The sequence below is a fragment of the Amycolatopsis sp. NPDC051071 genome (assembly GCF_040682875.1).
In the GTDB taxonomy this organism is placed as follows: domain Bacteria; phylum Actinomycetota; class Actinomycetes; order Mycobacteriales; family Pseudonocardiaceae; genus Amycolatopsis.
Genome location: NZ_JBFBBY010000007.1, coordinates 49,677 through 62,975 on the forward strand (window position 1 = coordinate 49,677; position 13,299 = coordinate 62,975).

Below are 13,299 nucleotides of genomic sequence, written 5' to 3' on the forward strand. Positions count from 1 at the left end.
AGCGTTCACCCGATCGGCGGAGGTAGGTTGCGGGGCATGACCCAGGTCTCCACGCCTGCCGAGGCGGCAACGAGGATCACCGGACGAGCCGTCGCCGGGCAGCGCCGGTTGTCGGACGCGGTGACCGAAGTCGTGCTGGACAGCGGGGACACCGTCGTCGTCAAACGGGGGCACGCCCGGGGCGCGGCGGCCGCGGAGGCGGCGGGACTGCGCTGGCTCGGCGCGTCCGGCGCGGTGCGGGTGCCCGAGATCCGCGGCGACGACGGCGACTGGCTGGTCACCGAGCTGGTCGGTGGCGGCCGTCCGACGCATCACGCGGCGGACCGGCTGGGCCGTGGACTGGCGGCGTTGCACGCGTCGGGAGCACCCGCGTTCGGTTCGCCGCCACCCGGCGGGCCTGCCGAGGCGTGGATCGGCCTCGCCCCGATGGACAACGCGACGGGGAAGGACTGGCCGCGGTGGTACGCCGAGCACCGGGTCTTGCCCTACCTGCGCCACGCCGTCGACGAAGGCACGCTGGACGGTGAAGAAGCCGCTGTCATCGAGCGAGCCTGCGCTCGGCTTCCCGACGTGGCAGGACCAGCGGAATCCCCCGCCCGTCTCCACGGCGATCTGTGGAGCGGCAACGTCTTGTGGGGCGCCGTCGACGCCTGGCTGATCGACCCCGCCGCGCACGGCGGCCACCGGGAGACCGATCTGGCCATGCTTCAGTTGTTCGGCTGCCCGCTGCTCGACCGCGTGCTGGCCGCCTACCAGGAAGCCGCGCCGCTCGCCGACGGCTGGACCGAGCGAATCGGAGTGCACCAACTGTTCCCGCTCCTCGTGCACACCGTCCTTTTCGGACGGTCTTATGCCGGGCAGGCGGTCGCGGCGGCGCGAGCGATCGGCTAAGTGGTTGGTTTCGGAAGTCCGTCGAGACCCGAAGGACTCCCGAAACCAACCACTAAGGGTTAGCGCGCGACGCGGTCGAGCCATTCGGCCAGCAGTGCGTGCTCGGCCGGGGTCAGTGCCTCCACCGGTTCCTTCTCCAGGCCGGTCCGGCCCGCTGGGTCAACGGCCAGGTCCTCCGCGCCAACGGCGGCATCGTCTGAGCGTTCGGTACGCCGGTCGTGCCAGGATCGATCACATGACTCCGGTTCCCACGAGCGCCTACGACGGCTTCGCCGAGGCTTACACGGCCGAGAACGAGACCAGCCTCAACAACGCCTACTACGAACGGCCCGCGACCCTTGCCCTCGCCGGGGACGTGACCGGCAGACGGATCCTCGACGCCGGCTGCGGCTCAGGCCCGCTCTTCGCGGCGCTGCGTGAGCAGGGCGCCGTCGTGAGCGGCGTCGACGCGAGCGCCGAAATGCTGGAGCACGCCCGGCGACGGCTCGGTGCCGACGCGGACCTGCGGGTCGCGGACCTCGCCGACCCGCTGCCCTTCGCCGACGACACGTTCGACGACGTCATCGCTTCCCTGGTGCTGCACTACCTTCAGGATTGGGGGCCGACGCTCACCGAGACGCGTCGCGTGCTGAAGACCGGCGGCAGGCTCATCGCCTCGGTCAACCACCCCACGGCCGACTACTGCGTGGAGCGGATGGCCGGGCGCAGGCCCGACTACTTCGAGATCTACAACGCGACCTTCGAATTCCCGCTGCGCGGGCAGATGGCCCGGATGAGTTTCTGGAACCGGCCGCTGCACGCGATGACCGACGCCTTCACCGCGGCGGGCTTCCGGATCTCCGTCATCAGCGAACCCCAGCCAGTGCCTTCCGCCCGCGAGCTGTTCCCCGACGACTTCCCCCTGCTCGCGACCGCGCCGAGCTTTCTGTTCTTCGTCCTCGAAGCGGCCTGATCACCCGCCCCGGTTCTGCCCGTTGTCGCGGGACATCGCCTGACGGCCACGTTCACGCGCCTGCTGAAAGGTGGCCTGGGCCTGCTGCGAGAGCTGCTGGACCGGCGGTGCCTGCCACGCGGTGCGGGCGAACTGCGTCCCGCCGTCGCGCATCTGCCGCAGCTGGTCCGTCCAGGTGTTGGGGACCACGACCGAACCGGTTCGCCGGTCGTGCCAGCAGGTCTTGCCGTCCGGCGATGTCCGCACCATGCCGCATTCCACCGCCGAGAAGATCAGGAGCGCGATCCCGGCCAGCGCGAGCAGCACGCTCAACTGGAGGATCGCCGCGATGAGCAGTACCCAGCCGAGTCCGGGGACAAGCACGGTGAGCGCGGTCCGGGCGCACGCCTGGCCGACGGTGAGGCGTGCGCCGTCGGTGCGGCGCACCGTGAGCGCGAAGGCCGCCTTGCCGAGGGTACGTCCCCATGAGCGCACGAGGATCACTTCGTAGACCATGATCAGCAGGACCTGCACTGCCAGCGTCAAGGCGATCAGCGCGACGATGTCGCCCCAGAGGTCACCCACTTCGTCGCCGGCGGTGTCCCCGAGCGCGCCCCATTCGCCGAACGCGGCCTTGAAGAGTCCCTTGCCGGCCAAGGTGAAGCCGTGTTTTCCCGCGTCGGTCTGGATCTTTTCGGCGGTCAGGAACCAGAGTGGCGCGGTGACCAGCCAGGGCACCAGCCAGTCGATCCACCGCGCGCCCCAGCGGCGGGCCGACGTCGGCGATGGACGGGGAGGCGGGAAGACACTTCCCGGAGGCTGGATCACTGTCCTGCCCCCAGCCGGGCTCGCCTGTCCCACAACGGGTTCTTGACCGCGTCCCACCACAGCGCCGCCCCGAGCACGCCTGCCAGGATTTCGAGCGGTTCGAATTTGACGAGCACGTTCAGTCCTTCGATTTCGACGAATGTTTCAAGCAGACAGGCCAGGCCCGCGACCGCCGCCGACCAGTGCGTGCGGAGCAGCAACGCGAGAAGGCAGACGACCGCCACGATCGAGGCGTCGGCGACGAGCATGGTGAGCGTGGCGATGGTGGCCTTGACCAGGAGCACGCGGAGCATCGCGAACCCGTCCCGGTCCTCGCGCCGGAGCTTGCGGGGCCGGGATACCGCCGGGTACAGGGAAAGGTGGAACCGCTCGTCGAACTTGTCGAGCATGGCAGGGTAGGCGGCTCCCCAGGTCAGGAACACGAGGAAGCCGACGAGGACCAGCCCGGTGTGGCCGTCCTCGACGGCTTTGTACTTCCCGAGGAAGAACGCCGGCACCAGGGCCGCCAGCCCGGCGATCACCATCAACGTGGTGGGGACCGTGCCCAGTCCGAAGAACCGGGTCGCCAGGAGCAGGGCCAGCGGAGCGCCGATCACGAAGGCCCCGTAGACGAGGCCGGTGCTGAGGAACCAGAAGGCGAGGATCGCCGTGGTCAGGCAGAACACGGCATAAAGCAGCCGTCTGCCCAGGACGTTCTCGATCACCTCTGGGACGCCTTCTTCGATCATCTTGTCCATGGCACGGGACCCCTCATGCAAGAATTGCAGTCTGCACGTACGTTAGTGACCTGCGTCTCGTAGTGCAAGTGTTGCATTGTGTAATTTTTGCGTAGATCGGAGATTCGGTGGCAGTGGCGTCTGACGCGGTGGAGGACCGTCGCAGGTTCGGTGGTGAACTCCGGCAACTCCGGGAGAAAGCGGGCAGGACGCTCGACGAGGCTGCCGCGCGCCTGGAGTGCTCGTCCGCGAAGATCAGCCGGATCGAGACCGGCCAGGTCGCGGTACGGCCACTGGACCTGCGTGAACTGCTGGACTTCTACGAGGTGACCGGCGCACGCCGGGCGGCCATGCTGGCGGTGTCGCGGCAGCGCGGCAAGCGGCTGGAGTTCGACGGCGTCATCTACGACGGCTACCACCTCTACCTCGGTTACGAGGAAGAGGCCGTTGAGATCCGCGAGTACCAGCCGCAATGGATCCCGGGCCTGCTGCAGACCCGCGAGTACGCGCTCGCGCTGTCCCTGGCCGCCGGTTCGACACCGGAAATCGCCGAGCGGCGGGCCGGGCTGCGAATGGACCGTCAAGGGCGCCTCCGCCGGGAGAACTCGCCGCGTCTCTCGGTCGTTGTCGACGAATACGCGCTCCGCCGCCCGGTACCCGAGCCTGGACTGATGGCCGCTCAGTTGCGGCACCTTGCCGAGACGGCGGGGGACCCGCACGTGTCCGTGCGGGTCCTGCCGTCGTCCGCCGGGATGCACCCAGCCCAGGCGGGCGGGTTCATCCTGCTCGGCTTTCCGCTGCCCGACGATCCGAACATCGTCTACACCGACGACCTGACCGAAGGACGGCTGACCCAGGAACCCGCCCGCGTGGCGCAGTACGTCACGGCGTTCGAGCGAGTCCAGGCGCTGGCGCTGGGGCCCGCGGAATCGGTGGAATTGATTCACGACGTGGCGGGGTCGCATTCCTGACCGCTCGGCGTCGCGGAACAATGGCGGACGAAAGCCGTCCAGTTCGCGGGGTCGACGACGAAGGCGGGTCCGGGATCCTTGGCGTCCCGGACGCCGACCCCCGTTTCCAGGAAGGCGACTTCCACACAGGTCGGGCCGCCTCCGCAGCGACTGCTCTTGAACCACGCCGCGCCGGTGAGATCGTGTGTCACAGGAGTTCCTTCCTCATTTGTTTCGCCGGATGAGGAAAGATCGTGGAATGTCCAGCCGTCGCGACGTCGGGGAATTTTGTCGCGACAGCGCACACCGCGTGGACCAGCGAAGACATGGCCCCGGGCGCCCGTCGCCGGACGTGTCGCTAACCTATGTCTGCACGGTCGCACAGCGCTGAGGGACAGGGGAGCGCTATGGAAGCCCGGAGCGGCGAATCCGGTGACATCACCGATGTCGAAGAGCTCGGCGCACTGATCAAACGGCTGCGGGACGAACGGGGCCTCACCCAGGACAACGTCGCCGGACGCGCGGCGAAACACGGCCTCAGGATCAGGCGTGAACGAATTTCGGAAATCGAGAACGGCAGGCGCGAACCGCCGACACAAAGCGAGCTGCGTGCCATTCTTCTCGGCTTGGGACAATCCGAAGAAACGATGAAAGGCCTGCAGGGCGTTCTGGCCCGGTCGACCGTCCAGCCGGTGGACGGCGGCGATGTCGTGGAACTCGCATTCGGCGACCCCGTGCGGCAGCCTTCCGTCGCTCCGCGTCGTACCGGCCTCGGGCATCGCCTCTTGCTGCTACTGGCCGGTGCGCTCGCGGGCGTGCTGATCGCGACCAGCGTCGCCGGGGTGTGGCCGTGGACGATCTTCACCTACGAGCCCGACCTGCAGGCCAACGTCGGCAGGCCGAGTCCCGGCGACGCGGCGGGCCCGTGCCCACAGCGGAGCACCGACGTCCGTGACCACCGCGACGACACCGCCGGCTCGATCTGGTACCGCGAATGCGGCGACTACCTGGAGATCTGGGTGACCGACCATATGAAGGACGGCCGGTGCGTCTGGGCGATCGTGCACTGGGACAACGGCGTCATCGACACGTCGAAGCGCGCCTGCCCGGCGGGCAAGATGGAGTTCTCGAAGATCGCGAAGTACGCGCCCGACTTCTGGATGGAACTGGTCGCGAGGAACACTGAGTAGCGACGGGGTCGTGAGTGGTGTTCGGGTTAAAGCCAAAAGTGTCTTAGGTGCCTACCGGGTTTGGCTGCGGCTGATCGGGGGTCAGGTCCGTGAAGGATCGCCGCTGTGGTCTCAGGTGCACCAGCAGGCACAGTGGTCGCGCGTGAAGGACCCCTTCCCTCGGCTCAGCCGAGGAAACTCGACCTTCACACCTTGCCCAAGTGCAGGAAGGGGGCCTTCCTGCACTTGGGCGCAGGGAAGGGCCCCTTCCTGTACTTGGGCGCAGGGAAGGGCCCCTTCCTGTACTTGGGCGCAGGGAAGGGCCCCTTCCTGTACTTGGGCGCAGGGAAGGCCCCCTTCCTGTACCTAGGCGCAAGGAAGGGGGCCTTCATGTACCTCAGGCGAGCAACGGGCGCCAGTACCGAGCGGGTCGGGTCCTTTGTGGACCGGTCAGACGACGGTCTCGGCACCGTCGGCAGTGTCGCCGTCGGCGTCGTCCGACTCCTCGATCTTCCACTTCAGCTGGAACTCGACCTCTTCCTCGCCGTCGCCCCGTTCGTGCTCGATCGAGAACTGCGCGCGTGCGGGGACGCGGAACCGTTCACCGGCGATCTGGATGCGGAACGAGGTCTCGGACTCGAGCGCGTCGGCGAGACGGCGCAGTCTCGCGACGACGTCGGCGGTGGCGTAGACGCGTTCGACGTCACGGGGAGCGGTTCCGGTCACGATGGCCTCCAGTGTCCGACACCCTGGCCGGGTGTCCGTGCCGTCATTCAATCGTGTGATCGTCGGGCGTTGCCGCCGGGGTCACAGCGTCCGCGCGAGACGGAAACCGACGTCGTCGACGCGGAACGTCGGGTGACTGCGCCGCCGCACCGACGCCCGGCAGCTCCAGTGCTCGTCGAACCAGCCACCACCCCGCAGGACCCGGTACTCGCCGTACACCTCGGCGTCGTAGATGTCCCAGCACCATTCCCAGACGTTGCCCAGCATGTCGTGCAGGCCCCACGCGTTGGGCTTCTTCCCGCCGACGTCGTGCGCCGACTCCGTCGAGTTCTCGCTGTACCAGGCGATTTCGTCCAGCGGGCCGTAGCGAGGGCCGGTCGTTCCCGCTCGGCAGGCGTGTTCCCATTCGGCCTCGGATGGCAGCCGGTAGCCGTCCGCGGACGTGTCCCACCGCAAGGAATCAAGTCTGTACGCAGGCGTCAGGCCTTCGCGTTCGGACAGCTCGTTGCAGATGCGGATGGCGTCCAGCCACGAGACGTCGACGGCGGGTCGCCGGCTCGTCTCGCCCGCGGTGACCGGAACCGGCGAGAGCAGAAAGGACTCGACGCCGACCGTCCAGCTCCGCTCCGTCCGCCGGTCCGAAAGTGTCACCTCACCCGCCGGAACAGTGATCATCTCCATGGTCAGGCCGATGTTACTCAGGCCGCCGGTGCGTCATGATGAGCGCGTGCCCCTGCTCATCGAGCCGGTCCTGCCGTCCGGCACCTTCCGCGACGCGGGCCAGCCGTGCCTGATCGTCGACGAAAGGCTCGTGCTCCGTCCGTGGTGCGCCGAAGACACGGAGGCCGTCGAAGCGGCCTTCGCCTGCCCCGCGATCCAGCGTTGGCACGTCCGCCGCATCGACGGCGAAGACGAGGCACGCACCTGGATCGACGGATGGGACCGGCGTTGGACGGCCGAGACGGACGCGAGCTGGGCGGTGGTCGACGCCCGTGACGACCGGGCGGTCGGGCAGGTCGGCCTCCGCACCATCTCGCTTTTCGAGGCTTCAGCGCAGTTGTCCTATTGGGTTCTCCCTTCCGTCAGGGGCGCCGGGATCGCGTCCGGCGCGGTGGCGGCGTTGACGCGGTGGGCGTTCGAGACAGCCGGCCTGAACCGGCTCTCCCTCCTGCATTCCACCGCGAACGCCGCCTCCTGCCGTGTCGCGGACAAGGCGGGTTACGGCCTCGAAGGCACCCTGCGGTCTTCGATGCTGCACGCGGACGGATGGCACGACGTCCACGTGCACGCGCGGCTCAGGACCGACTCGGCACCTTCACCCGCCGGATCAGCAGCAGAAGCGGAACGACGGCGATCGCCGCACTGATCCAGATGGCGTAACGGTATTCGTCCGTCGCCTCGGTGACGAAACCGGCGAGTACCGGTCCCAGGAACGCGCCCGCGTTGAGCGCGACGGTGGCGAACGAACCGCCGAGTGTCGAAGCGCCGGAGGCCACGTGCATGACCCGGGCGACAAGTGCCGACCCGCAGCCGAACGACAGTCCACCTTGGACGGTCGTCACGACGAACAGGGCGACCGGATGTGCGCTGGTCGCCGCCAGCAACGCCCAACCGGCGGGCAGGGCGCACAACGCGACGACCAGACCCCGCCGGAGTCCGCCGTCACCGGTGCGGCCCGCGACCGTGACCCCGAGGAACGCGCCGGCACCGAAGGTCGCCAGCAGACCGGAGACCGCGCCGCTGGGAAGCCGGGCGACGTCGGTCGCGATGACGGCGAGGAAAGCGAACGTCGCGAAGGTCGCGCCGTTGACCAAGGCCGCGAGGATCATCGCCTGCCGCACGGAGTGATCCTTCAGCTCGCGCGTTTCCCGCTTGATCGAGATCCCACCGGGAGCGGCCGCGTCGGCCGGCGCCGAACGGAACACCAGCACCAACGCGGGCAGGCATAACGCGGCGACCGCCAAGAAGGCCGATCGCCAGCCGGCGAGGTCGCCGAGCGCCGCTCCGGCGGGCACACCGGCGACGCACGACAAGGTCACGCCCGCCAGCAGGACCGCGGTCGCTCGCGCCTGCTTTCCGGGTGCGGCCAACGAAACCGCGACGGGCATGGCGACGGCGAGGAATCCGGCGTTGACGACCGCCGCGACGATCCGGGTGCCGAACAGCACCGGGAAACTCGTCGTGAGCGCGCCGATCACATGCACCACCACGAACGCGGTCAGGAACCCGGCCAGCGCCCGGCGGCGTGGCCAGCGCGCGCTGAGCACGGCCATGGCCGGCGCGCCGGCGATCATGCCGACGGCGTAGGCGGACGTCAGCGCGGCGGCCGCACCGACCGGTACCGACAGGTCACCGGCGATACCCGGCACGAGACCGGACGCCATGAATTCGGAGGTGCCTTGCGCGAAGACGGCAAGGCCGAGGACGTAGACGAACAGGGGCAACGGACGACTCCCAAGCAGAAGGTGAGCAGGAGGAGCCGTGCACTGGACCGGGGAGAACCCGGCCGGGCGCACGGAAAAGCGCTGCGGTCACCGGGAAGCGAGAGAGAGGCCGATACCTAACGGCCGGACACGACGACTCGCCGCCGGATGACCGGCGGCGGGGTTCTGTCCGACTCGGGGCTCGTCACGAGAAGGCACACTACGCGAGCTCAGGTCCTCGTGAGTGATTTGGGTCGTTCTAGCGAAAGATGTTTCAGGTGCCTACGGCGGGTGAGCCGGGTAGCGGCCGGTCTTTGAAGGACTCCTTGAGGGACCCAGAGTCCTTCAAAGTTCCCCCTCACCCGTTCCGGAAGGCCATCACGAGCCCCCACAGCACCACCAGTCACCACGGTGGCGCGTGAAGGACCCCTTCCCCCCAGTACATGAAGGCCCCCTTCCTTGCGCCTAGGTACAGGAAGGGGGCCTTCCTGTACCTAGGCAAGGAGACATCACGGACCTGACCCACGATCAGCCCCGCAGCCAAATCCAGTAGGTACCCAAGACACGCTTGGCCCTAACGACCCAAATCACTCACGACCCACCTCGAAAAGCGGCCGTCGTTCCGCGTACCGGAACGCTTTCGTTGCCCACTTGAATAAAGCCGAGTAGTGCGTTCTGACCTGCGGTTTTCGTGATTGTTTCGGTACTGGGAACCGATCTTCGAATCGGTTAACCTCGACTTCATGATTCCCACAGTTGTCTGGGGTACAGGCAACATCGGCCGTGCCTCCATCCGGGCCGTCGACGCGCATCCGGCACTGGAACTCACCGGTGTGCTCGTGCACGACCCCGCGAAGGTCGGTCGCGACGCGGCCGCGCTCGCCGGTGTCGACGGTGAGCTGGGTGTGGCGGCGACCGATGACGTCGAAGCGATTCTGGCGGCGGGTCCGCGGGCGGTGGTGTACGCGGCGTCCGGCGACATCCGGCCCGCCGACGCGCTGGCCGATATCGTCCGCGCGATCCGTGCGGGCGCGGTGGTGGTGACGCCCGCGCTCTACGCACTGTACGACCAGCGCAACGCGCCCGAAGAACTGCGGGAGCCGGTGCTCAGCGCGATCGCCGATGGCGCTGGTTCCCTGTTCGTCTCCGGCGTCGATCCCGGCTGGGGCAACGACATCCTGCCGTTGCTGATCAGCGGGCTCGGCACCACCGTGGACGCGGTCCGCTGCCAGGAGATCTTCGACTACTCCACCTACGACCAGCCGGATTCGGTCCGTTACCTGGTCGGCATGGGGCAGCCGATGGACTACCAGCCGCCGATGCTGGCCCCCTCGGTCCCGACCATGGTGTGGGGTGGGCAGGTGCGGCTGATCGCCCGCGGTCTCGGCGTCGACCTCGACGAGATCCGCGAGACACTGGACCGCCGTCCGCTCGAAGAGACCGTGACCACGCGGGCGATGGGTGAATTCGAGGCGGGTACGCAGGGTGCGGTCCGGTTCGAGGTGCAGGGCATCGTGGACGGCGAACCCCGCATCGTCATCGAGCACGTCACCCGCATCCACGCGTCGTGTGCGCCGGACTGGCCGGCACCGCCCAGCGGCGACGGGGCGCACCGGGTGATCATCGAAGGCCGCCCGAGGATCGAGGTCTCCGTCGAGGCCATCGACGAGGGCGAGAACCGGTCGGCGGGCGGCAACGCGACGGCGGTCGGCAGGCTGGTCGGCGCCATCGACTGGCTCGTGGACGCCAAACCGGGGCTCTACGACGCCCTCGACGTCCCGTTGCGACCAGCCATCGGCAAGCTCGGAAGGAGCGCGCGGTGAACATCGACATCCCTGAGGGCAAGGACCCGATCGGCTACGTATGGGGTGAGATGGTGCCCGGCATCGGTGTCGCGGCGTCCAAACTCTCCCTTGCGGTCTACTCGCATACGACGCTCGGCCTCCGCGAGTTCGAGGCGGCGCGGCTGCGGATCGCGCAGATCAACGGGTGCGTCTTCTGCCTGGACTGGCGGACCGATCGCGACGGCGAGAAGGTCGAGGAAGGGTTCGCCGACGCGGTGACGGAGTGGCGGACGACCGAGGCGTTCGACGAGCGGACCCGGCTGGCCGCCGAGTACGCCGAACGCTACGCCCTCGACCACCACGGCATCGACGACGACTTCTGGAAGCGGATGGGCGAGTACTACAGCCAGCGGGAAATCGTGGAACTGAGCATGAGCATCGGTTCCTGGCTGGCCTTCGGGCGGCTGAACCACGTTTTGGGTATCGACACGGTCTGCGTGCTGCCGAAGATATGAGAATGGGCCGGGGCGCCGCCCCGGCCCATTCTTGATCGTCGTCACAAATCGGTGGCGACGATCTTTTCGATGTTCCGTTCCGCCAGTGCGGTAATGGTGACGAACGGATTCACCGACGTATTTCCCGGAATCAGCGAGCCGTCGATCACGTAAAGCCCAGGATAGCCGTTCAGCCGTCCGTAATTGTCGGTCGCCTTACCCAGCACCGCGCCGCCGAGCGGGTGATAGGTGAGATGATCGCCCCAGATCTTGTACACGCCGAAGAGGTCGGTCCGATAGATCGTCCCCTCCTTCGAGTTGATCTTGTCGAAGATCGTCTTGGCCATGGTGATCGACGGCTGTTTCCACGCCGTCTGCCAGTCGAGGTCGACCTTGTTCGCGGCCGCGTTCCAGGAGAACGACGCCCGGTTGGGGTTCTTGGTGATCGACAGGTAGAAGGACGCGTAGGTCTCGATGCCGGTCGGCAGCGGTGCGACCTCGGCGAACGCGCCGCCCGCGGCCCAGTTGTCGATGCCGGCGGTGGGGATGGACGACTGCAGCGCGCCGGTGGCGTCCCACATATGGTTGGCCCGGCCGCACATGACGTTCCCGTTGTCGCCCCAACCCTTCCCGACCTCGTTGCCCAGGTTGGGCAGCGCGCCGGTCGCCTTGAGCTTGACCAGCAGTTTGCTCGTGCCGACACTGCCCGCGGCGAAAAACACCTTGGCCGCTGTCACGGACTTCGTCGCCGTCACCGCGCCACTGGTGTTGAGCTGTTCCATCACGACGGTGTACCCGCCGCCGGACGACGGCGTGACCGACGTGACGCGGTGCAGGGGAGAGATCGTCACCCGCCCGGTAGCCCGGATACGCGGAAGATACGTCTGCTGCAACGACTTCTTGCCCGCGTTGTTGCCGTAGAGGATCTCGCCCGCCAGCGCCGACTTCGGGACGGTGCCCGCCTGTTCCTTCTTCATGTAGTCCCAGTCGTACACGTCCGGGACGAACATGAACGGGAAACCCGACCGCTGCGCGTGTTTCCGGCCGACGCGGGCGTACTGGTAGCACTCGGCCGTCTCGAACCAGTTCTGATCGATGGTGGAGACGCCGAGACCCGCGTTGGCGCGCGGATAGTAGACGCCGTACATCTCGTCGGCGTTGACCGTGGGCAGTACCGTGCCGAAGTTCTCGCGTTTGGGCGTGACCGCCATACCACCGTTGACCAGCGAACCACCGCCGACACCGCGGCCTTGGTAGACGGTGATCCCGCTGAACTCCTCGGCGTCGAGGATGCCGGTGTGACGTGGGACGTCCTTGTCGATGGGGAACCCGAGGAAGTTGCTCAGCGGCTGTTTGGTCCTGGTCCGCAGCCAGAACGACCGGTAGTCCGGGGTGGTGGTGTTGGCGAAGATCTTGCCGTCCGTCCCCGGGGTGTCCCAGGACATCCCCAGCTCGACGAGTTGGACGTCGACGCCCGCTTCGGCGAGCCGGAGCGCGGCGACGCAGCCCCCGTAACCGGATCCGATGACGAGTGCCGGGATCTGCGCCGCGTCCGCGATCGAGCGTTTCGCGGCGGGGCTGTTCCCGGCGGAGGCGAAGGCCGTCCCACCAAGCGCCGCAGCGCCTAAGATAGAACCAGTTCCTGTGATGAAAACGCGGCGGGATAATCGGCCAGAATCACTTCTCCGCATGGGTTCGTCGCTCACGTGATCTTCCTCACCGTTGAGGGATTTAGAACAAGTTATACCTATCACCCGGACGGGTGGCAAGAATGGCGAGGCTTCTTTTCTGCACACTCCGGCCAGGTAGGCGGGCATCGCGGGTGCGGATGGGCCACTATGTACGGCTGTGGAGTCCACTCGAGTTGATCGCTGGCTGTGGGCCGTCAGGCTGACCAAAACGCGGCCGGACGCGGCCGCGGCGTGCCGTGGCGGCCATGTGCGCGTGAACGGCAAGCCCGCCAAACCCGCGACCACGGTCGTCGCGGGCGACGAGGTACGCGCCCGGGTCAACGACACCACGCGGATCTTGGAAGTGACGCGGGTGATCCAGAAACGCGTCGGTGCCGCCGACGCGGCGACCTGCTTCATCGACCGGACACCCGCGCCTCCGCCCGAATCCGCCATACCGGTGGCGCGGCGCGAGCGGGGTGCGGGACGGCCGACCAAACGGGAGCGGCGCGTGCTGGACCGCTTCCGTACCGGAGAGGGCTAGCCACGACACTCACGTGCTTGGAGACGGATCTCGCGTGCTCAGAGACGTGACTCGCGTGCTTGGAGACGTGACTCGCGTGCTCAGACTCCGGCCAGGTCTCTGGTAGGCGGCGAGGGCGGTACTCAGGGCTCACATTCACATACATGGATGTCATTCACATCCGTTGACGGACG

General features: G+C 67.7%; 15 protein-coding genes. 8 read left to right on the plus strand and 7 right to left on the minus strand.

All coding sequences use genetic code 11. The features are described from left to right. Positions 1-36: 36 nt before the first annotated feature. Positions 37-891, plus strand: a complete 855-nt coding sequence (locus AB0M65_RS04075) for a fructosamine kinase family protein (RefSeq protein ID WP_364021037.1) — start codon at positions 37-39, stop codon at positions 889-891. Positions 892-1,126: 235 nt separating this feature from the next. Further along, positions 1,127-1,843 (plus strand): methyltransferase domain-containing protein, encoded by a 717-nt coding sequence (locus AB0M65_RS04080; RefSeq protein WP_364021040.1) that lies wholly within the window; start codon positions 1,127-1,129, stop codon positions 1,841-1,843. Here the strand turns inward: AB0M65_RS04080 and AB0M65_RS04085 are convergent, their stop codons facing one another. Both AB0M65_RS04085 and AB0M65_RS04090 read right to left on the minus strand, forming a co-directional pair. Continuing rightward, on the minus strand, positions 1,844-2,650 hold the full coding sequence (locus tag AB0M65_RS04085) for an RDD family protein (RefSeq protein WP_364021043.1): 807 nt from the start codon (positions 2,648-2,650) through the stop codon (positions 1,844-1,846). It abuts the gene before it with no gap. Then, positions 2,647-3,387, minus strand: coding sequence for a hypothetical protein (locus AB0M65_RS04090; protein ID WP_364021046.1), 741 nt, complete (start codon positions 3,385-3,387; stop codon positions 2,647-2,649). Before AB0M65_RS04090 ends, AB0M65_RS04085 begins: the two co-directional genes overlap by 4 nt. 107 nt (positions 3,388-3,494) lie before the next feature. Here AB0M65_RS04090 and AB0M65_RS04095 point away from each other — a divergent pair, with 107 nt between their 5' ends. Continuing rightward, positions 3,495-4,337 (plus strand): helix-turn-helix transcriptional regulator, encoded by an 843-nt coding sequence (locus AB0M65_RS04095; protein WP_364021048.1) that lies wholly within the window; start codon positions 3,495-3,497, stop codon positions 4,335-4,337. Here AB0M65_RS04095 and AB0M65_RS04100 read toward each other — a convergent pair. Then, a complete protein-coding gene (locus AB0M65_RS04100; RefSeq protein WP_364021051.1) occupies positions 4,310-4,528 on the minus strand; it encodes a DUF397 domain-containing protein in 219 nt (72 codons plus the stop codon). The two genes, AB0M65_RS04095 and AB0M65_RS04100, sit on opposite strands and share 28 nt — an antisense overlap. Positions 4,529-4,723: 195 nt before the next feature. Here AB0M65_RS04100 and AB0M65_RS04105 point away from each other — a divergent pair, with 195 nt between their 5' ends. Beyond that, on the plus strand, positions 4,724-5,506 hold the full coding sequence (locus AB0M65_RS04105) for a helix-turn-helix transcriptional regulator (RefSeq protein WP_364021054.1): 783 nt from the start codon (positions 4,724-4,726) through the stop codon (positions 5,504-5,506). Positions 5,507-5,935: 429 nt separating this feature from the next. Here the strand turns inward: AB0M65_RS04105 and AB0M65_RS04110 are convergent, their stop codons facing one another. Beyond that, positions 5,936-6,211, minus strand: coding sequence for an amphi-Trp domain-containing protein (locus AB0M65_RS04110; protein ID WP_364021056.1), 276 nt, complete (start codon positions 6,209-6,211; stop codon positions 5,936-5,938). An 81-nt stretch (positions 6,212-6,292) separates the two neighbouring features. After that, entirely contained in the window at positions 6,293-6,892 is a 600-nt protein-coding gene (locus tag AB0M65_RS04115; protein ID WP_364021059.1) for a formylglycine-generating enzyme family protein, read from the minus strand. A 46-nt stretch (positions 6,893-6,938) separates the two neighbouring features. Here AB0M65_RS04115 and AB0M65_RS04120 point away from each other — a divergent pair, with 46 nt between their 5' ends. Beyond that, on the plus strand, positions 6,939-7,577 hold the full coding sequence (locus AB0M65_RS04120) for a GNAT family N-acetyltransferase (RefSeq protein ID WP_364021062.1): 639 nt from the start codon (positions 6,939-6,941) through the stop codon (positions 7,575-7,577). Here the strand turns inward: AB0M65_RS04120 and AB0M65_RS04125 are convergent. After that, on the minus strand, positions 7,507-8,655 hold the full coding sequence (locus AB0M65_RS04125; protein ID WP_364021064.1) for a Cmx/CmrA family chloramphenicol efflux MFS transporter: 1,149 nt from the start codon (positions 8,653-8,655) through the stop codon (positions 7,507-7,509). The genes AB0M65_RS04120 and AB0M65_RS04125 overlap by 71 nt on opposite strands. Before the next feature lie 722 nt (positions 8,656-9,377). Between AB0M65_RS04125 and AB0M65_RS04130 the strand changes: the two genes are divergently transcribed. Beyond that, positions 9,378-10,457, plus strand: coding sequence for a dihydrodipicolinate reductase (locus AB0M65_RS04130; protein ID WP_364021067.1), 1,080 nt, complete (start codon positions 9,378-9,380; stop codon positions 10,455-10,457). Beyond that, positions 10,454-10,933: a carboxymuconolactone decarboxylase family protein gene (locus tag AB0M65_RS04135; RefSeq protein WP_364021070.1), complete on the plus strand. Its 480-nt coding sequence runs from the start codon at positions 10,454-10,456 to the stop codon at positions 10,931-10,933. Before AB0M65_RS04130 ends, AB0M65_RS04135 begins: the two co-directional genes overlap by 4 nt. A gap of 41 nt (positions 10,934-10,974) precedes the next feature. Here the strand turns inward: AB0M65_RS04135 and AB0M65_RS04140 are convergent, their stop codons facing one another. Next, on the minus strand, positions 10,975-12,603 hold the full coding sequence (locus AB0M65_RS04140; RefSeq protein WP_364021181.1) for a GMC oxidoreductase: 1,629 nt from the start codon (positions 12,601-12,603) through the stop codon (positions 10,975-10,977). 157 nt (positions 12,604-12,760) lie between these two features. On the opposite strand from AB0M65_RS04140, the gene AB0M65_RS04145 reads away from it, so the two are divergent. Then, the gene (locus AB0M65_RS04145) at positions 12,761-13,126 is read left to right on the plus strand and encodes an RNA-binding S4 domain-containing protein (RefSeq protein ID WP_364021072.1); all 366 of its coding nucleotides are present in this window, start codon (positions 12,761-12,763) and stop codon (positions 13,124-13,126) included. The last annotated feature ends 173 nt before the right edge of the window (positions 13,127-13,299 follow it).